This window comes from Antrihabitans stalagmiti (assembly GCF_016482825.1).
Lineage (GTDB): Bacteria > Actinomycetota > Actinomycetes > Mycobacteriales > Mycobacteriaceae > Antrihabitans > Antrihabitans stalagmiti.
In genome coordinates this window covers 201,379-219,856 of the sequence record NZ_JAEMNV010000010.1, presented here as the reverse complement: position 1 = coordinate 219,856, position 18,478 = coordinate 201,379, and the positions used below count along the sequence as shown (strand labels likewise).

The following is an 18,478-nucleotide window of genomic DNA, read 5'->3' as shown; positions in this document are numbered from 1 at the left end:
GCGGTACACGAAGGTCAGTTCGGCAGTGGCGCCGGATCGATGTCCTTCCGGGGCATAGTTTTCGCCACGACGTCCGTCACTGTTTGAATCGGCGTCGGACCCGCACCGTCAGGTGTCGTCATGGCGACGTAGATGCCGCGATCGACGACGAACCACGTACTCGCGGCAATCGACTGATCAGCGCCCGACACCTGGAACCACTGCACTTCGTCGTCCGGAGCGCTGCTGCTCACCTTGATGCCCTGCAGTACCGACGCCGAATCGAACGTGTCCGGTCGGTCGAGCCCACAGCGCAGCACGATCGGATCGGAGCCGTCGTCTCGCTGCCATGCCTTCGTCGCGGTCGGCGCAGGCTGTGCGAGTTCGGCGTCGGTGAAATCACCGAGCGAGTTCGGCAGGGCTGCCAGCAGGGCGGCACACTCGGGACTCGTCGCAGCGGGAGCAGGCACCGGTGCCAGCGCCACAGGCTCCTTCACAGGGTTACTGTTCGCCAGCACGGCCGCGACGATCACACCGACGACAAGGGCAACCGGCAACGCGACTGCCGCGGCGATCAAAGCCGGTGAGCGTCGTTCCTGTGCGGACGCCGTGTCGGCGGGCTCGGCTGGTTCGTCGTTTGTCGAACCCGGTGTCTTCGGTGTCATCTCCCGGCCTGCTCGGCGCCGTTTCGTACTGTCGCGCCGGCCACCTCGCAGGTGAGCGTCCGTGTGATGCCGGCGATCTGCTGCACCTCGCGCACGATCGCGGCCAGTGTGGAAGCGGACTCGGCTGCCGCGCGGACGATCACGTCGTAGGGTCCTACGACTGCTTCCGCCGACGTGATTCCTGCGACCGCCGCGACTAGTGTCGCGACCGGCGTCGCCTTGCCGACCTCGGTTTGTACAAGAATGAATGCCTCGACCACTGCTGCAACTTACCGCAGCGGTCCGCCCCGACCGAAGGATGCTCGATGGTTGCGAGTACCCCCGCCGAACGGCCCGAGCCGGACGGATCGGACGTCGATTCCACGTTGCCGACGGTGTCGGAGACGTCGCCGACCGTGTCGGAGATCGGTGAGTTCGCCGTCATCGATCGAGCGACCCGCGGTCGTGTGCAAGCGGAGACGACAATCGTCGGGCCGGGCGACGACGCGGCGCTTGTCGCCGTTGCCGACGGACGGGTCGTCGCTACCACCGATATGTTGGTGCAGGGCAGGCACTTTCGCCTCGATTGGTCGACCCCGGAACAGGTCGGTCGCAAGGCGATCGCCCAGAGCGGCGCCGATGTGGCGGCTATGGGCGCCCGACCGACCGCGTATCTGGTGTCGCTCGGGTGCCCGCCGGCTACGCCGATCGCCGTGACCGACGGACTCACCGACGGACTGTGGCTCGAGGTAGCGGTGTCCGGCGGTTCGATCGTCGGCGGCGATCTCGTCCAATCCGGGCAGGTGGTGATATCCGTCACCGCGCTCGGCGACCTCGCCGGGAGGCCGCCGGTGCTGCGGTCGGGATGCCGGGTCGGTGACGTCGTCGCGGTGGCCGGACGCCTCGGCTGGTCGGCTGCTGGCTTGGCTCTGTTCGGAGCGGGAATCGACGCACTACCGGATGTGCTTGCCGCACACTGCGTCCCGTCGCCGCCCTACGAGCAGGGGCCGATTGCCGCCGCTGCGGGTGCGACCGCCATGGCAGACGTATCCGACGGTCTCGTCGCCGATCTGAACACCCTGGCGCACGCGTCGGGCGTAGGGATCGATATTCGGTCGACGGATCTGGTCGTCGACCCGGAACTGTTACAGGCCGCCGACCTTGTCGGCGAGCACGCGCTCGGGTGGGTGCTCGGCGGGGGAGAGGATCACGCTCTCGTCGCCAGTTTTGTCAGTCGCGACGACGTACCGCAGGGGTGGACGGTCATCGGTGTTGTCATCGAAGGCGACGGGGTGACGGTCGACGGCGCGAGCGCACCGAACGCAGGCGGTTGGGATAGCTTCCAGCGGTGATGCGACGCCTCGGCACGTGGTTAGGTAGCAGCCATGGGTAAGCCGCTTGCTGAGGTCGTCGAAGCTGGTTGGGCTCGCGCGCTCGCGCCTGTCGCCGACCGCATCACCGAGATGGGTGAATTTCTCCGTGCGGAAAACGCGGCGGGTCGCGGCTACCTGCCCGCCGGGGCGAACGTGTTGCGCGCGTTCACCCAGCCGTTCGACGACGTGCGTGTGCTCATCGTCGGGCAGGATCCCTATCCGACACCGGGACACGCTGTCGGACTGAGTTTCTCGGTTGCTCCCGACGTCCGACCGCTGCCGCGCAGCCTGACCAACATCTACAGCGAGTACTGCAAAGACCTCGGTTTCAGCCCGCCGTCCAATGGCGATCTGTCGCCGTGGTCGGCGCAGGGAGTGCTGATGCTCAACAGAGTGCTCACGGTTGCCCCTGGCCAACCTGCCTCACATCGCGGCAAGGGTTGGGAAGCGGTGACGGAGCAAGCGATCAGAGCCTTGGTCGAACGTCCCGATCCGATGGTTGCGATCCTGTGGGGGAAGGACGCGTCGACGTTGGTGCCGATGCTCGGCGATGTTCCGTGCATCGAGTCCGCGCATCCGTCGCCGTTGTCGGCCTCGCGCGGCTTCTTCGGCTCCCGGCCCTTTTCGCGGGCGAACGAGTTGCTCGACGAACTCGGAGCGGACCCCGTCGACTGGCGCTTGCCCTGAGCTGAGCACATACCTGACGAACGCCGCTGCCGCGGACCGAATATCGGTCCGCGGCAGCGGCGTTGACAGCGGGTAGCCGTTAGACGGGGATGACGTCGAGGTTGCTCGGGCAGTAGGCGTAGACCGCTGCGCCGATCGTGTAGCCGATCTCGTAGTCGGTGAGGTCCGACTGATCGCGGCCTTCCTGTGCGACGGTTTCGAAGCTGTAGCCCTCGTCGAACGACTCGCAGATGTGGTGGCCGAGATTGATTGCCTTGCTGTCGGATCCGATATCGATGCCCTCGCCTTCGAGCAGTGCGAGGAAGTCCCTGTCGTCGGCGGTGAGGCTCGGTGCCGCGTTGGCAACACCGGCGGTGCCGAGGGCGGCGACAGCGATGAAAGCTGCGACGGAGGAGGTGCGGACGATGGACTTGATGCGGTTGGCGTTCATTTCGGTTGACCTTTTCTGTGGTGGGTTTCCGGTGTCTCGGAAGTTGTTGAGATGAACTTTCGCCGAGAGCCCTTATCGGGCGCTGAACGAGCGCTGAATCCGCTGATCGGCCGGAATTGCGCAGGCGCGACCTACTGCTGCTATACGCCGTATGACATCATCGAACGATGAGTACTTCGCAGTCGTTTCGAGGAGTGGGCGGTATCGCGCTCGCCGCCGACCGCTGGGGTCCGGACGACGGACCGGTCGTGATCATGTTGCACGGTGGCGGCCAGACGAGGCATTCATGGAAGACCACGGGCCTACGGCTCGGCGAGCACGGCTTCCGGGTGTTCGCCCTCGATGCCCGTGGCCACGGGGAAAGTGACTGGTCGACCGATCGCGATTACGAGCGGTCGACGATGGCGCAGGATCTGCTGGACGTGCTGGAGCAGATCGGTACGCACGCGGCCGTCGTCGTCGGCGCGAGCATGGGTGGACTCACCGCGCTGCAGGCATCCACGATGGTTGGTGCAGAACGCATTTCAGGAATCGTTCTGGTGGACGTCGTTCCGCGGCCGGAACTGGTCGGAATCACGCGGGTCTTCGATTTTCTGACCGCGCACAACGAAGGATTCGCGTCGCTCGACGACGCAGCAGACGCGGTGGCTGCCTACCTGCCGCACCGCGAGCGGCCGACCAACACGGACGGCCTGCGTCGCAATCTTCGGCACGCCGACGACGGTCGCTGGTACTGGCATTGGGACCCCGGGATGTTCGAGGGTGAGACGCCAGATCTTGCGATGCAGGTGCAACATCTGGAGGACGCGGCTCGGAAACTGCGGATACCGGTGATGTTGATTCGCGGGAAGCTGTCCGATGTGGTGAGTGAGGAAGGCGTGCAAGCGTTCCTGGATCTCGTGCCGCACGCGCGTTTCGTCGAACTCTCGGCCGCGGCCCACACCGCGGCGGCAGACGACAACGACGCGTTTACAACAGCTGTGTTCGACTTCGTGACGGAGACCTCGGCAGAGTAGTCCCTCGTCAACGCGCTGACGGTTGGTGCTGGGTGATGCAGTGAATGCCACCACCGCGGGCAAATATGTCGTCGGCCGCGACGGCGACGACTTTTCGGCCCGGGTACACGTCTGCGAGAATCGCTTGCGCCACAGCGTCGTTGGGGCCGTCGAAGCTGCACGCGATGACGCCGCCGTTGACGACGAGATGGTTGATATAGCTGTAGTCGACCCACCCCTCGTCATCGCTCAGCACCGTGGGCGCCGGCACTTCCACGATCTGGAACGGGCGGCCGTCGGCGTCTCGGCTGTCGCGTAGGACGTCGATGATCTCGGCGCACACCTCGAAGTCGGGATGCGACCGGTCCTGTTGGCTGTGCACGAGAACGACGCCAGGCGACGGCATCGCGGCCACGATATCGACATGGCCCTTCGTCCCGAACTTCTCGGAATCCCTGGTCAACCCCCGTGGTAGCCAGACGACGTGTCTGGCACCGATCGTGCGAGCAAGCTCCGTTTCGATTTCCGACCTGGTCAGCGTCGGGTTTCGCAGTGGATCCAGTTGCACGGTCTCGGTGACCAATACGGTTCCGCGACCGTCGACCTGGATTCCGCCACCCTCGTTGACGAGCGCCGACGGAACGTGGTCTGCGCCGGAGGCGGCCGCTACCGTCCTGCCGATCGCCCGGTCGTTGCCCCATTCGGCCCAGTCCTGTTGGCCCCAACCGTTGAACACCCAGTCGACAGCACCGACCCGCCCGTCCGGACCGAGCACGAACGTCGGCCCGATGTCGCGCATCCACGCATCGTCGAGCGGCGCCTCGAGGATGTCGATGTTCGGTCCGAGATACCTCTCGGCCACTTCGCGGTCGCTGGGGTCGACGACCACCGTCACGGGTTCGAATGCCGTGATCTGCCTGGCAACTGCTGTCCACGCGGTCCGCGCTTGATGCGCGCTCGCCTCGTCTGCCGTCATCGACGCACCGAACGGCGGGAACGCCATCCACACCCGGTCCTGCGGTTCGGTCTCGCTCGGCATCCGCCACGTCACGACGGCACCGATGCGTGCGCGCGACGGCCGTAGGGGTGCTCGTGGTCGACGGCGTCGGCGAGTCGGCCGTACGTGTCCGGCCGACGGGTCGTCAGGAACGGGAACAGCGCAAGCCAGTCCTTGCGCTGATCGAGGTCCAGATCTGCCACCAGGACGGTTTCGTCGTCGCGCGAAGCCGAAACCAGCACGCGACCATAGGGATCGGAGATGAAGGACGACCCGTAGAAGGCCACGCTGCCCTCGTCGCCACAACGGTTCGGGACGACCATAAATGTTCCGTTGGTGATGCCGTTGCCGACGATCACGTGTCGCCAGATCGGCTGGGTATCGAAGTCGGGAAAGCTCGGTTCCGACCCGATCGCCGTTGGGTACACCAGAATTTCCGCACCGCCGAGGGAATACATACGCGCGGCCTCGGGAAACCATTCGTCCCAGCAGGTCGGCAATCCGATTGCGGCGCCATTCAACTCGGCCGGGGAATAGACGGGGTAGGCGTCGTCGGCAGGTCCGCTGCGGAAGTAGGTGTCCTCGTAGTAGCCGACGCTGACCGGGATGTGGAGTTTGCGGGTGCGGCCGAGGAGTTCGCCTTCCGGCGACACCAGAATGGCGGTGTTGAAGCCGAGCCCGTCGGGTCCGTCCGCTTTTTCGTAGAGCGAGGCATGTACGCAGACACCATGTGTACGAGCGGCATTCGCAGCGAAGGTGAATGTGGGTCCGGTGTAGAGATCTTCGGCGGTGTCGCCTGGTGTGCCCGTTGCTCGCGTGTCTCCTGGGTACCGAGACAGGGTTAGTTCGGGCAGGAAGACGACCTTTGCGCCGAGCGCAGCGGCTTCGCCTATCGCGTCGGTCAGTTTGGCACGCAGGGCATCCGGATCGGGAATCCAGCTGTGCTGGACCACTCCGACGCGAAGGGGTTCGCGTGTGGTTGCGACGGACCGTGCGGGAGAGTGGGGTGGGGTGAGGGCAGTAACGATGTTCATTTCGTGTCCTTGACTGGGGTGTGGAGTTCGGTCGGGTGCGGCAGTGCCAAGTCGATCGCCAGGAGCACGCACGAGCGTGCGTCCGCGGTGGAAAGCTCGTTGCACAGCCAGCGCCCGGAGAGGCCTTCGACCAGTGCGGTCATGGTCGTTGCGATCTTGTGCGGATCGGTCGTCGTAGGGTTGTCTCCCGCGAGTTCTGCCTCCGAGAAAGCCTCGGAGACCGCGTCGGAAATCTCGGCGACCCATGCGGCGGTGGTACGCGCAAGTGGTTCCCGAAGTGCGACCTCGTAGACGGCGGATGCGCGTAATTCGTTCCACGCCAACGAGTTCTCGACGACGTCGGGGCGGTCTTGGATCTCGCCGAGCAGTGCGTGAACGAGTCGGTCACGGGCGGTGTCTGCTGTGGCGTCGCCCTCGCTTCGGTAGGCGCGGGCGCGGTCGTTGATGTAGTTGAGTGCGGCGTCGAGCAGTCCTTCCCGATCTTTGAAGTGGTAGTAGAGCAATCCGGGCGATACGCCTGCGACCTCGGCAACGTCGGTGACGCGAAGCCCGCGAATTCCACGCTCGGCGATTGCCGTTGCGCTTGCCCGCAGAATGGCATTGCGTTTCTCGCTCATCGGACGCGCTCTGGCCAGACGCGTAGCGCGATCAGATAGCCGCCCGCCGCGATCAGGGCCGATCCGATGAGGCTCACGTCGATGCCGCCGGCGAGGTCGGCAAGTGGACCCGAGTACAGCGACGTGTCGACAGCGAGCACCCCGAACAGCGACGCTGCGGCCCACGGGATCACTGCTCGCAGATTCCACCCGCCCGTGAACCAATACCGTCCGCCGCGGCGGCCCTGGTTGAAGACCTGCAGATCGGCCGGATCGTAATTGCCGCGGCGTGCGACGAGGAAGCCCGCGACATTGATCGCCACCCACGGTGCGGCAAGGCCGTTGAGTACCAACGTCATTGCGGTGATCGAATCGACCGCGTCGACCAGAAAGACACCGATGTAGAGGAGGGCGACCGCGAGCGTCGAGGTGATGAGGGTCGTATGGACGCGTCGCAACTGCGGCAGCAATGCCTCGAGATCGAGACCGCTCGCATACACATTGAGGACACCTTGGCCGAGCCCGCCTGCCAATGCGATGAGCACGATGGGCAGGACGTACCAGCCGGGTGCTTCGGCAACCAGGTCGGCGACGTAGGAGTCGCTCAGCGTCGTGAAGGTCGAGGCGGTGAACGAGCCGAACGAGGCGGTCAGGAACAGTCCGAAGAAGATGCCGGCCATGGTTGCGGTGACGATCGAACGGTCGCCGTACTTGGCCCGCGAGATGCGGCGGCTGTAGTCGCCGAGTGTCGGGGCATAGGACAGCGGTCCGCCGACCGCGAGGACTACCGCAAGAGTCCAGGTCTGCCAGAAGCCGCCGAGTAGATAGTCCCCACCGCCAGCACCAGGATCGAATCGTCCGCCGAAGGCAACAACTCCGAGCAGCAGCAGAACGCCGACGACCGGCAGGACGAATTTCTGCAGCGCGACGACTGTTCCGTGCCCGAACAGTGCGACCGCGACGATCTCGGCGGCGATGATGCCGTATCCGACCGCGAGCATCGCGTCGTTGACGGGAGTGCCGAACAGGCGATGCGAGGCAGCGATGAGCGCATCTCCCGAGGTCCACACCGCGATCGCCGCGTAGGCCAATGCGAACAGCAGTGTGAGCCCCGAACCGATCGTTCGGCCGGTGACACCGAAGTGCGCGCCGCTCGAGACCGTGTTGTTGGTGCCCGTGCGCGGGCCGAGAAGCGACAGCGGCGCGATGAGCAGGGTGCCGAGTCCGATGCCGACCGCACTGGCAGCCATTGCACTCGTCCAGCTGAGGCCGAAGGTGATCGGCAGCCAACCGAACACGATGACGGAGAAGGCGAGATTGCCCCCGAAGAAGACGGCGAACATGTTCAAGGGTCGGGAGTCTCGCTTGGACTCGGGGATGAACTCGACTCCGATGGCTTCGATCTGTCCGAAGCGATCGTCCGGGGTCGGCGCTGTCGGATCGCTTGTCGGCGCCTCCGGCGGGTGGGGGTCGGTGATCATGGTGAACCTCGTCTGGTGTCGGTGGAGGTGACTGCGGTCACATCTCCTGGACGAACCATAGACCTAACTGAAATTTCAGTCAAGGTTTTTAACGAACGGCATTCGGTTAGAGGCGCGCATGGGACGACAACGACTTGCCTGGCGTGGCCAGGCTGGGGTTCGGCGGAGCTTGTCGAGCGCTTGCTCAGGGCTCCAAATACTCGAAAACGAAGGCGCTGCTTCCGATTTGAATCACATCGCCGTGTCGCAGGACGGCGCTCTCCACAACCTGCTGCGCACCGACGAACACGCCGTTCGACGAGAAGAGATCTCTGATCACGATGCCGGCGGTGCTGCGAACGATCGCCGCGTGATAGCGGCTGACCTGATCGTCGGCAATAACGACATGGTTGTCGGGTGCGCGGCCGACTCGCAGCGTTCCAGGTCCGATCGGAATTATTCGGCCGGTCGGGTCGCGCAGTTGAGCGGGCGGTGTCTTCGGCCGGCTGTTGACGACAGTGGTCGCCATGACAGGTGCGGCCTGTGGTCGACCGGTCAGCGGCTCCTGCCGCAGAATCTTCAACTCGAGTTCCTGAATGGCAGGACTCGGGTCGACCGCCAACTCGTCGTCGAGGGATTTCCGTAGGCGCCTGCACGCATCCAAGGCGTCGGACGGTCGATTCGAAAGATAAAGCGCGATGATCCACTGACCCCACAGCGGTTCGTGCAGCGGATGCAGCCCGGCGAGCGAAGACAGTTCGGAGAGCACCAATGTCGGTCGACCACAAGCGATCTCGGCCTCGGCCCTGGCGATCTGCGTCGCAAGTCGCTCGTCCTCGAGCGGGGTGGCGTAGTCGTCTGCGAAACGGTGTCCCCGCAGATCGGCGAGGGCGGGGCCCGACCATTGCTCGAGCGCCGAGGTGAACTGCGTACTTGCCTCTTCGAAACGTCCCGCAGCCGCGAGCGTATGTCCTGCGCTCTTGTAGGCGTCGAAGCGTCCCGCGTCGCATTCGTGATCGGCAACAACCATTTTGTACCCGGGGGGAGCGGTGGTCAGTACGCGCATCGGGTCGATTCCCGGCACCTGAAATGCCTTACGCAGCTTCGCGATCGACACTTGCAGATGGTTGCGGAACGAGAGTGGCGGATTGCCGTCCCATGCGGCATCCGCGAGTGCGTCGGCCGAGACGACCTGATTGCGATTGATCAGCAGTTTCGCAAGCAGCGCACGTGGTTTCGCGCCGCCGATCGGCTGCGGTTCGCCATCGATGGTCAGCGCGATCGGGCCGAGAATGGTGAACCCGAGTCGGGCGGTGTCGTTGCCGGGTTCCGCTGTCATAGGAGATATCAAATCAGGTCGGTAGCTGCGCAGTTCTACTGTGTCGAGAAGTCGGGCTTTCTCTTTTCTACGAAAGCGTCGACACCTTCTCGGCCGGTCGGGCTTTCGGCCGATGCGGCGATGGCTGCAGTCTCGCGATCGAGTTGGTCGGACAGGGAGCTGGTTGCCGACAATGCGAGCAGAGCCTTGATACCTGCGTGCGCCGAGCGTGGACCCGCGGCGATCGACTCGGCAACGCGCAAAGCTTCCGCCGCAACATCGTCGTCCGCGACGACTCGCGACAGTATGCCGAGCCGAACGGCGTCGTCACTGTCGATGACGGCGTCCGTCAGGATGATCTCCTTCGCCCTCGCGGCGCCGACGATGCGCGGCAGATTCCACGACATACCGCCGTCGGGAGTGAAGCCGATGCCGGGGTAGGCCGGACGCAGTTTGGTCGACGGTCCGCCTATCGCGATGTCCGCGCCGCACACGAGGCTCATACCCGCTCCCGCAGCCCAGCCCTGCACGCCGACGACGATGGGTGCTGCCGCTGAGTCGAGCGCGCGAATGAAGTCGTGCAACTGCGTGGCGAGGTCGGTCAGAAATTCGCCGCGACTCGGTGCGGACGCGAAGGCTCGCACGTCTCCTCCCGCGCAGAAATTCTTCCCCGAACCGACGAGCAACACGGCGCCGACGTGGGCGTCGAGCGCACGCAACGCGGCGGTTCCCTCGTTGACGCCGCCGAAGTCGAGCGAGTTGCCCTTGGCGGGCGTCGAGATCGTGATTCGGAGCACGCCGTTCTCGATCTGGACGTATTCCGCCGGTTGGTTCGAAGTCATTGGTGAACACTATCTGTCGGCGCGGCGGGCCCAGAACGAGTCATCCTGATTTGGGTTGCGATGGTGATTGCGTCGACTCGGCTGGTGCCGTCGTCGGCGAAACCGTGACGGCGATAAAACGCGCGAGCACGGAGGTTCTGCTCGAAAACCCAGAGGAAACACGCCGATTCGCCGATCGCATGGGTCATCAATGCGGCGCCGGCGCCGGTGCCGTAGTGCGATCTGCGGACGTAGAGCGAATGCAGTTCGAGTTCGGCGGGCTGCTCGCCGTGCCGCGCAGGGCCGGCGTTGGCGAATCCGACGACGCGCGTCCGCTCGCCGTCGTCCTCCAGACAGAGGTACGTGGGATTCGGCGCGGCGCGTTGCTGCCTGCGCCAGGAGTCGGCGCGCCGATCGACGTCGAAGGCGTCGAGGACGTGATCGGGAACAATTCCGCGGTACGCCTCACGCCAGCATTCGATATGGCACTCGGCGGCGTCGCGAAGGAGCGCGTCGGTCAACACGTCGATGCGCCACATCAGACAACTATGGCCCGATGCTCGCGCATCGGGCCATAGAGGTAAGAGTGTGAATGCGTCAGCCGCGCGAGACCTTGCCGGCCTTGAGGCACGAGGTGCAGACGTTCAGCCGACGGGTGTTACCCGGTGCAACCTGCGCACGGACGGTCTGAATGTTCGGGTTCCAGCGACGGTTCGTGCGCCGGTGCGAGTGCGAGACCGACTTACCGAAGCCGGGGCCCTTGGCGCAAACGTCACAGACGGCAGCCATAGTCGCGATCTCCTATATATCTGGGGGTGTGGTGCTAGGTCAGGTGTTGCAGCCTGCGAGCAGTGAGCGCGGCATCGATACGGTAGAACCGAAACGACGTACTACCGAAGCAACACAGACGATCAGCGCGAGGCAACCCTGCAAGAGTAGCGGCACCCATGCTCATCCGCCAAACCGGTGAGCGTGCCGCGCAGTCGTCGAGGGTCGACGTTAATCTGACGGGGCCGGATCGAACGGAACAGGCCGGTGTAACGAACCAGGAGTTGGAGGGCGGACGCGTTGCTCGAGGTCCTGGAGACGCTGGACGGCGCTGCCGTCGTGCGATGGGGACATGCATGTGTCGAAGGTCTCGTTCGCCACTGCGACGAAATCAACGATCTGAACGTGTTCCCCATACCGGACTCCGACACCGGGACGAATTTGCTGTTCACGATGCGCGCAGCCGTCGACTCGATCGCCCGACTTGTTCCCGAGAACCCGACTGCACACGACGTAGCTGCGGCGATGGCACGCGGCGCGACGACGGGCGCACGGGGCAACTCCGGAATCATCCTGTCTCAGGTCATGCGCGGCGTCGCCGAAGCGACCGTCGACGGTCCGCTCACGGGCCGAACACTCGCGGACGCCTTGCACGCCGCAGCCACGCTGGTGCGAGGCGCGGTCAGCGTCCCGGTCGAAGGCACCGTCGTGACCGTTCTCGACTGCGCGGCGGCCGCTGCGCGCACCTGCGCGCGTGACTCTCCGGTCGCCGAAGTGGCGACCATCGCCGCCGACGCTGCGGTGGATGCACTGCAGCGCACCAGGGGCCAACTCGATGTTCTCGAGGCCGCAGGTGCCGTCGATGCCGGTGGGCTCGGCCTCGTCGTACTGCTCGACGCGATGGTCGCGGTGATCACCGGCGTCGAACCGCAGCGTCCACGTTTCGTCCGTGAACGTCGCAACTCTGCCGCTCCTGCGCGTGACGCGGCAGCGGACAGCCAACTCGCCCAGGACTACGAAGTCATGTTCCTTCTTCGTGAGACGGACGAGAACCAGGTCGCGATCCTGCGACGCCACCTCGGCCAACTCGGCGACTCGGTGATCATCGTGAGCGACGGCGACGGCTGCTGGTCGGCACACGTGCACTGCCGCGACGCCGGTGCGGCCGTCGACGCGGGACTGGCAGCCGGTCGTGTGCATCAGGTGCGAATCAATTGCTTCGCTCTCGACGCCGCCAACGCAGGCGCGGTCGTCGAGTCACCGACTGTCGACTTTGCCGATCGTGGCATCCTCGCGGTCGTCGCAGGCGACGGCGCTGCCGCTCTGTACGAGGGGGAGGGTGCGACGGTCCTGCGGTGCGACGAGCCGATCAGTGCGACGCAGTTGCTCAAAGCCATTCGCGCTATGGACAACCGCGAGGTGCTCGTACTACCGAACGGTGCGTTGTCCGCCCAAGAGCTTGTCGCGGTCGGCGTCGCAGCGCGCGATGCACGTCGCGATGTGCTGCTCCTGCCGTGTTCGTCGATGGTGCAGGGCCTTGCCGCGCTTGCCGTGCACGATCAGATGAGAATTGCCGTCGACGACGCTTTCGCGATGTCGGAAGCCGCGTCGAGTACCCGATGGGGTTCGTTGCGAGTGGCACCGGGGCGGGCCCTCACCCTCGTCGGCACCTGCAACGAAGGCGACGGGCTCGGCTTGATCGGCCACGAGGTCGTCGTGATCGAGGCCGACGTCGCAGTCGCTGGTCGTCTGCTGTTGGACCGCGTTCTCGGTCTCGGTGGCGAACTGGTGACGTTCCTCGTCGGTGCGGATGCGCCGGCCGAGCTCGTCGAGCAACTGTCCGAACATGTCTCGCAACATCATCAGGGCGTCGAGCTCATGATCTATCCGGGTGGTCAGGCCGGCGATCTGCTGCAACTCGGTGTCGAGTAGGGGAGGAGTTTTCGATGGCTGACCTAGGCGACCGACTCGACCATCTGCTCGGGAAGAAAGCTGCCGACACACTCGTCGAGGCCTTCGACATCACGACCGTCGAAGACCTGTTGCGCCACTACCCGAATCGCTATGCGTCGCAAGGTCAACCGCTCACCGAGGGCGATCCGCCCGATGGCGCGCACATCACGATCGTCGGCGACATCGTCAAGTCCGATCTGGTGAAGATGCGCAACCGTCCGGGGCACATGCTCAAAGTTGTTCTCGCCGCGGACAAACAGCAGGTGGACGCGACGTTCTTCAACGGAATGAAGGTTCGGCACAACATCAAGGTCGGTCGACGCGCGATGTTCTCCGGGACCGTCAAATACTTCCGAGAGAAGTGGGGCCTGAATCATCCCGGCTACCTGATCCTTCCCGAAGACCGCGAGAGCGACGACATCGTGGCCATGGATCGAGTTCGCGGCGGTGGGACGCTTGCCGGAATGGCGCGCAGCACACAGGATCCCGGCCAGGGTGTCGACATGTCGATCTTCGACCGACCGCTGCTGCCGGTGTATCCAGCGACCAGCAAGCTCGAGAGCTGGGACATCATGCGATGCGTCCGGCAGGTGCTCGATCAGTTGGATCCCGTCGACGATCCACTGCCGCAGGGTGTTCGGGGTGAGCACAGCCTCATCGGTCTCGACGAAGCGTTGCGGGCCATACACTTTCCCGACACGCAGGACGAGATCGATCGGGCCAAGGACCGACTCCGCTTCGACGAGGCAACCGCGCTGCAATTGGTGCTTGCTCAGCGCCGCAACGAGAATTCGATCCGGAATGCGCCCCCCTGTCCGCCGCGGTCCGACGGCATCGCTGCCGCGTTCGAGAAGCTGCTGCCGTTCGAGTTGACCGACGGACAGAACGAAGTGGCGCAGGAGATTTCGTCCGACCTGAGCAATGCACATCCGATGAGCCGATTGCTTCAAGGCGAGGTTGGGTCGGGCAAGACGATCGTCGCGTTGCGAGCGATGCTGCAGGTCGTCGATGCAGGTTTTCAGTGCGCGCTGCTTGCACCGACCGAAGTTCTTGCCGCACAGCACTATCGATCGCTGCGCGCGCTGCTCGGTCCGTTGGGCAACGCAGGTGAGCTCGATGCGGGCGAGGTGGCCACGAAGATCGTCGCCCTCACCGGGTCGATGTCGACGAGTGCGAAACGCACCGCACTGCTCGCCGCGGTGACCGGTGAAGCAGGCATCGTCATCGGGACCCATGCGCTCATTCAGCACAACGTCGAGTTCTTCGATCTCGGCATGGTCGTTATCGACGAGCAGCACCGCTTCGGCGTCGAACAACGAGATGCTTTGCGTGCCAAGGCCAAGCAGGGGACGAGTCCACATCTTCTTGTGATGACGGCAACGCCGATCCCGCGCACGATCGCGATGACCACACTCGGCGACCTGGAGACGTCGACCCTGCGCGAATTGCCGCGTGGACGGTCGCCGATCGTGACGTCGGTTGTGCCAGCCAACGCCAAACCCGCCTGGGTGGATCGGGCATGGGCGCGGATCAACGAGGAAGTTGCAGCCGGCCGTCAGGCGTACATCGTGTGCTCGCGGATCGGCGACGAGAAGGTGTCGGCCAGCGACAAAGAACCACAGACTCATTCGGTCATCGACATGTTCGAGGAGCTGCGGCACGGCGCCCTCGCCGGAATTGAGGTCGGGCTGCTGCACGGCAGGCTGCCCGCCGAGGAAAAAGACGGGGTCATGCGGGCGTTCACCGACGGTGACATCGATGTACTCGTCTGCACGACGGTCGTCGAGGTCGGCGTCGACGTACCCAATGCGACGGTCATGGTGATCATCGACGCCGACAGGTTCGGCGTCAGCCAGCTCCATCAGCTGCGCGGTCGGATCGGGCGCGGCGGCCACAAGGGTCTGTGCATCCTTGTCAGCGAAGCCAATCCGGTCGGTCCGGCGTTCGCGCGACTCCAGGCCGTCAGCGCGACGAACGACGGATTCGAACTGGCCGTCCTCGATCTGCGGCAGCGGCGAGAAGGCGATGTGCTCGGGGCGGCGCAGTCCGGTACGGATACGACGCTGCGTCTGCTGTCACTGTTGGACGACCTCGAAATAATCTCGGCGGCACAGGACTTCGCGCGGTCGGTCATTGCCGACGATCCAGGTCTGGCGCGCCATCCTGGTTTGGCGGCGATGATGAAGTCTGCCCTCGATGGCGAGCGCCTGGAATACCTCAGCAAAACGTAGGCGGCTACGCCGCTCGTGAGTCCTTTCGGAGGGCCCAACCTCCAAAAAGACTCACGAGCCGCGTAGCGGCCTAGGTGTCTATTTGCAGGTAACTGACTCCACGCAGGTCCAGCCACGCTCGACCTTCTTTGCGGACGACACGCATGACGACCGCATCGCAACCGGGACAGCGGACGACGATTCCTGGCGCGGTCGAATACACCTGCGCCGTCCCGAGTGCGTTTGCATTGCCGCAGGATTCGCACCTGCCGACCGCGGTCGTCAGGTCGGCGCAGAACAATTCGCGGAAGACGCCCGCGAGCGCATTCCCGTCCAACGGTCCTGTCATGGTTGTCCTCCGGTCGGTCCGAATCGTTCGGTCTTGATGTTCGCCGCCGAATGGCCTAGAGCGAGCAGAAGGTTCGCGGCGGCTTCGACGAAACCGTTGGAACCACAGACGAAAACGGCAGGCGCGTCGGCGGCGAGGAACCCGGGCACGTCGAGGTCGGCGGCGGTGATCCGACTCGGCGGTCGGGCGGAGTTCGGCGGAGCCGTCCGCGTGTAGATCGTTGCAACGGACAAGTCGGGTCCAGTGCTATCGACGAGTTCGGTGGCAAACAGCGAATCGTGCGGACTGCGCGTCGAGTAGACGAGATGAAAGGGCGCTGCGTCGGGGTTGTGCAGGCGAGTCCGCACCATCGCCATCAACGGCACGAGACCCGAACCACCGCCGATGAGCAACACCGGCCGTGGATCGTCGACGTCCCACACGAACCACCCGCCGAGCGGCCCTCGAATTTCGAGCTGATCGCCGACCTCGACGACCTGAGTGAGATAGGTCGAGACCTCACCGTCGGGCAGGTGGTCGATCGTCAACTCGAGTCGGTCGTCGGTGGCGGCCGACGCGATCGAATACGACCGTTGCGCTGTGTAACCGTCCTCGGCTGTCAGCCGAAGGTCGACGTGCTGGCCCGCCCTGTGTCCTGGCCAGTCGTCGACCTCGAGGACGAGTGTTGCGGCAGAGACCGATTCGACGCGTACGTCGGCAACGGTCGCCACCTGCCAGTTCAGTCGCCCCAATACCTTTGCTCGCGCCATGGATCTCCGTAGTTGTGATAGCCGAGCTGTTCCCAGAATCCGGGCTCGTCGTCGTCGCGCAGGTCGATTCCGCATACCCATTTCGCGGACTTCCACAGGTACAGGTGCGGTACGAGCAGGCGAGCGGGTCCGCCGTGTGACGGATGCAGGTCGTCGCCGTCGTAGGAGAACGCGATCCACGCTTTTCCGTCTCGAAGGTCGTCCAGGGGCAGGTTCGTCGTGTAGCCGCCGTAGGACCGAACGAACGCGAAGTCGGCTGCGGTCTCGACGTCGGCAAGCAGAGTATCGAGCGAGACTCCGCGCCATGCCATCCCGAACTGCGACCACTTGGTGACGCAATGCAGGTCGACCGTGATGTCGTCGGTCGGGAGCTTGCGAAACTCCTGCCAGTTCCACGACCGGGACTTACCCGCTTCGGTTGTGATCTCGAAACGCCAGTCCTCGCGTGCGATGCGGGGGGTCGGGCCGGCCGAGAGCACGGGGAAATCGGTGGTCCGATATTGACCAGGAGGCAGCTTCACGTCGCCGCTGGGACGGTCCGGTCGCTTGAAGCCGCGGGAGATGATTCCCATGGTCTGCAGAGGCTACGCTCGTGAGTCTTTCTTCAGGGCGGACCCGCCGAAAGACGCACGAGGCGCGCAGCGCCCTACCCGGGATACGGCAGATCGACGCTTGTGTTTTCGCCTACCCGAATGGGTCTGCCGATCTGAGGGAACGCTCGTTGGGCACACGCCGGCCGATCGCAGACCTTGCAGCCGGCCCCGATCGGGATCGCAGCCTCGGGATTGTCGAGCTGTAGGCCCTTCGAATAGACGAGCCTGTCGGCGTATTGGATGTCGCAGCCGAGGCCGATCGCGAAGTTCTTCTGCGGATTGCGATAACCCTGCCCGCCGCTTGTCGTCGTGCGCGCCATCCACAGATACCGGCGACCATCGGGCATCTGAGCTACCTGCGTGCAGATTCGGTCCGGGTTCGAAAACGCTTCGTGCACAACCCACAACGGACAACTTCCGCCGACGCGTGAGAAGTGAAATGCCGTCGCCGACTGCCGCTTCGAGATGTTGCCCGCTCGGTCGGTTCGAACGAAGAAGAACGGTATGCCTCGCTGGCCGTGCCGCTGCAGAGTGCTCAGTCGGTGACAGACCGTCTCGAATCCGACTTCGAAGCGCAGGGCAAGCAGGTCGATGTCGTAGCGCAATTCCTCGGCGGCTCGGAGGAACCGGCCGTACGGCAGAATCAATGCCCCTGCAAAGTAATTCGCTAGCCCGATGCGCGCGAGGGCACGGGAATCGGCGGCAAGCGACGTGTCGTCGACGATCGCATCCAACTCGTCGCCGTGCACAAGAAATGCGAGTGTCGTCGCGATCTGAAAGGCGCGTTGTCCTGGCTGCAGCCGTCTCGCCAGCGTCAACGTTCGACTGTCCTTGTCGTACACCCGTTTCGGCACAGTTCGGTCAGCGCCGTCACCACCGACGAGGACGGTGACACCCGCGAGGTCGGTGGCAAGACGCGCGAGCTGACGGTCGAGGGATCCGATGGTGAGGCGGTTGTCTTCGAACAATCGCTCGGCAGCATGATCGAGCAGCGGTATGTGATTGCGCTGGTCGTAGAAGAAGTCGCGGACCTCCTCGTACGGCATCGGGACCGTCGGATCCGTTGGGGCGGAGCCGGATACCTGTGCGGAGAACTGTTCGAGCTGTGCCGTCGCGGCGTGGAGACGCCGGTGCATGCTCACGATGGTCTGTGCGACGCCCGGCATCCGTGCGGCGAGTTCTTCGACCTCGCCGAGCGGAACAGCCTCGCCGGGTGCGGATTCGACGAGTGCCTCGTGCAGATCCGACACCAGCCGCGCATCTTTGTCGGCCGCGAAGAACTGCACGTCGAGGTCGAAGACCGAGTTCAGCTTCAGCAGCACTGCAACCGTCATCGGTCGTTGGTCTCGTTCCAACTGGTTGAGGTAGCTCGGCGAGAGTTCGAGCAGGCTTGCGAGCGCGGCCTGAGTCAAACCGCGTTCGTCGCGCAGTCTGCGCAGACGCGCGCCCGCATACATCTTTCGCACGTCGATCACGATACCCAGAACGGCCTTCGCAAGCTTCGCAAATTTCGCAGGTCTCA

Annotated in this window: 20 protein-coding genes; 5 read left to right on the top strand and 15 right to left on the bottom strand. The window is 64.6% G+C overall.

Annotated elements, in window-relative coordinates; translation table 11 throughout:
- Positions 1-14 precede the first annotated feature (14 nt).
- Positions 15-644: a DUF3515 domain-containing protein gene (locus JGU71_RS25555; protein WP_199707639.1), complete on the bottom strand. Its 630-nt coding sequence runs from the start codon at positions 642-644 to the stop codon at positions 15-17.
- Positions 641-904, bottom strand: a complete 264-nt coding sequence (locus tag JGU71_RS25550; RefSeq protein WP_199707638.1) for an Lrp/AsnC ligand binding domain-containing protein — start codon at positions 902-904, stop codon at positions 641-643. The genes JGU71_RS25555 and JGU71_RS25550 overlap by 4 nt, the downstream gene beginning before the upstream one ends.
- A gap of 45 nt (positions 905-949) precedes the next feature.
- On the opposite strand from JGU71_RS25550, the gene JGU71_RS25545 reads away from it, so the two are divergent.
- Both JGU71_RS25545 and JGU71_RS25540 read left to right on the top strand, forming a co-directional pair.
- Positions 950-1,975: a thiamine-phosphate kinase gene (locus JGU71_RS25545; RefSeq protein WP_199707637.1), complete on the top strand. Its 1,026-nt coding sequence runs from the start codon at positions 950-952 to the stop codon at positions 1,973-1,975.
- A 33-nt stretch (positions 1,976-2,008) separates the two neighbouring features.
- A complete protein-coding gene (locus JGU71_RS25540; RefSeq protein WP_199707636.1) occupies positions 2,009-2,683 on the top strand; it encodes a uracil-DNA glycosylase in 675 nt (224 codons plus the stop codon).
- 79 nt (positions 2,684-2,762) lie between these two features.
- Here JGU71_RS25540 and JGU71_RS25535 read toward each other — a convergent pair whose 3' ends face one another.
- Positions 2,763-3,113 (bottom strand): DUF732 domain-containing protein, encoded by a 351-nt coding sequence (locus tag JGU71_RS25535; protein ID WP_199707635.1) that lies wholly within the window; start codon positions 3,111-3,113, stop codon positions 2,763-2,765.
- Positions 3,114-3,280: 167 nt separating this feature from the next.
- On the opposite strand from JGU71_RS25535, the gene JGU71_RS25530 reads away from it, so the two are divergent.
- The gene (locus tag JGU71_RS25530) at positions 3,281-4,129 is read left to right on the top strand and encodes an alpha/beta fold hydrolase (protein WP_199707634.1); all 849 of its coding nucleotides are present in this window, start codon (positions 3,281-3,283) and stop codon (positions 4,127-4,129) included.
- A gap of 7 nt (positions 4,130-4,136) precedes the next feature.
- Here JGU71_RS25530 and JGU71_RS25525 read toward each other — a convergent pair whose 3' ends face one another.
- From JGU71_RS25525 to rpmB, 8 genes are all read right to left on the bottom strand, one after another.
- The gene (locus tag JGU71_RS25525) at positions 4,137-5,159 is read right to left on the bottom strand and encodes an agmatine deiminase family protein (protein WP_199707632.1); all 1,023 of its coding nucleotides are present in this window, start codon (positions 5,157-5,159) and stop codon (positions 4,137-4,139) included.
- A complete protein-coding gene (locus tag JGU71_RS25520) occupies positions 5,156-6,139 on the bottom strand; it encodes a nitrilase-related carbon-nitrogen hydrolase (protein ID WP_199707631.1) in 984 nt (327 codons plus the stop codon). The genes JGU71_RS25525 and JGU71_RS25520 overlap by 4 nt, the downstream gene beginning before the upstream one ends.
- The gene (locus tag JGU71_RS25515) at positions 6,136-6,756 is read right to left on the bottom strand and encodes a TetR/AcrR family transcriptional regulator (RefSeq protein ID WP_199707630.1); all 621 of its coding nucleotides are present in this window, start codon (positions 6,754-6,756) and stop codon (positions 6,136-6,138) included. The genes JGU71_RS25520 and JGU71_RS25515 overlap by 4 nt, the downstream gene beginning before the upstream one ends.
- The gene (locus JGU71_RS25510) at positions 6,753-8,216 is read right to left on the bottom strand and encodes a purine-cytosine permease family protein (RefSeq protein WP_199707629.1); all 1,464 of its coding nucleotides are present in this window, start codon (positions 8,214-8,216) and stop codon (positions 6,753-6,755) included. Before JGU71_RS25510 ends, JGU71_RS25515 begins: the two co-directional genes overlap by 4 nt.
- A 184-nt stretch (positions 8,217-8,400) precedes the next feature.
- Positions 8,401-9,534: a BTAD domain-containing putative transcriptional regulator gene (locus JGU71_RS25505; RefSeq protein ID WP_199707628.1), complete on the bottom strand. Its 1,134-nt coding sequence runs from the start codon at positions 9,532-9,534 to the stop codon at positions 8,401-8,403.
- A 35-nt stretch (positions 9,535-9,569) separates the two neighbouring features.
- Positions 9,570-10,355 (bottom strand): enoyl-CoA hydratase/isomerase family protein, encoded by a 786-nt coding sequence (locus JGU71_RS25500; protein ID WP_199707627.1) that lies wholly within the window; start codon positions 10,353-10,355, stop codon positions 9,570-9,572.
- Positions 10,352-10,873 (bottom strand): GNAT family N-acetyltransferase, encoded by a 522-nt coding sequence (locus tag JGU71_RS25495; RefSeq protein ID WP_199707626.1) that lies wholly within the window; start codon positions 10,871-10,873, stop codon positions 10,352-10,354. Before JGU71_RS25495 ends, JGU71_RS25500 begins: the two co-directional genes overlap by 4 nt.
- Positions 10,874-10,931: 58 nt before the next feature.
- A complete protein-coding gene (gene rpmB / locus JGU71_RS25490; RefSeq protein WP_199707624.1) occupies positions 10,932-11,123 on the bottom strand; it encodes a 50S ribosomal protein L28 in 192 nt (63 codons plus the stop codon).
- Positions 11,124-11,402: 279 nt separating this feature from the next.
- On the opposite strand from rpmB, the gene JGU71_RS25485 reads away from it, so the two are divergent.
- A complete protein-coding gene (locus JGU71_RS25485) occupies positions 11,403-13,034 on the top strand; it encodes a DAK2 domain-containing protein (RefSeq protein WP_199707623.1) in 1,632 nt (543 codons plus the stop codon).
- Between the two features lie 14 nt (positions 13,035-13,048).
- Positions 13,049-15,286, top strand: coding sequence for an ATP-dependent DNA helicase RecG (gene recG, locus JGU71_RS25480; protein ID WP_199707622.1), 2,238 nt, complete (start codon positions 13,049-13,051; stop codon positions 15,284-15,286).
- A gap of 70 nt (positions 15,287-15,356) precedes the next feature.
- Here recG and JGU71_RS25475 read toward each other — a convergent pair whose 3' ends face one another.
- From JGU71_RS25475 to JGU71_RS25460, 4 genes are all read right to left on the bottom strand, one after another.
- Entirely contained in the window at positions 15,357-15,614 is a 258-nt protein-coding gene (locus tag JGU71_RS25475; protein ID WP_199707621.1) for a DUF6510 family protein, read from the bottom strand.
- On the bottom strand, positions 15,611-16,363 hold the full coding sequence (locus tag JGU71_RS25470) for a ferredoxin reductase (protein WP_199707620.1): 753 nt from the start codon (positions 16,361-16,363) through the stop codon (positions 15,611-15,613). The genes JGU71_RS25475 and JGU71_RS25470 overlap by 4 nt, the downstream gene beginning before the upstream one ends.
- Positions 16,333-16,935 (bottom strand): molybdopterin-dependent oxidoreductase, encoded by a 603-nt coding sequence (locus JGU71_RS25465; protein ID WP_199707619.1) that lies wholly within the window; start codon positions 16,933-16,935, stop codon positions 16,333-16,335. Before JGU71_RS25465 ends, JGU71_RS25470 begins: the two co-directional genes overlap by 31 nt.
- 74 nt (positions 16,936-17,009) lie before the next feature.
- Positions 17,010-18,422 carry a short-chain fatty acyl-CoA regulator family protein gene (locus tag JGU71_RS25460; protein WP_307829870.1) on the bottom strand — a complete coding sequence of 471 codons (1,413 nt, stop codon included), beginning with the start codon at positions 18,420-18,422 and terminating at the stop codon, positions 17,010-17,012.
- Positions 18,423-18,478: the final 56 nt, after the last annotated feature.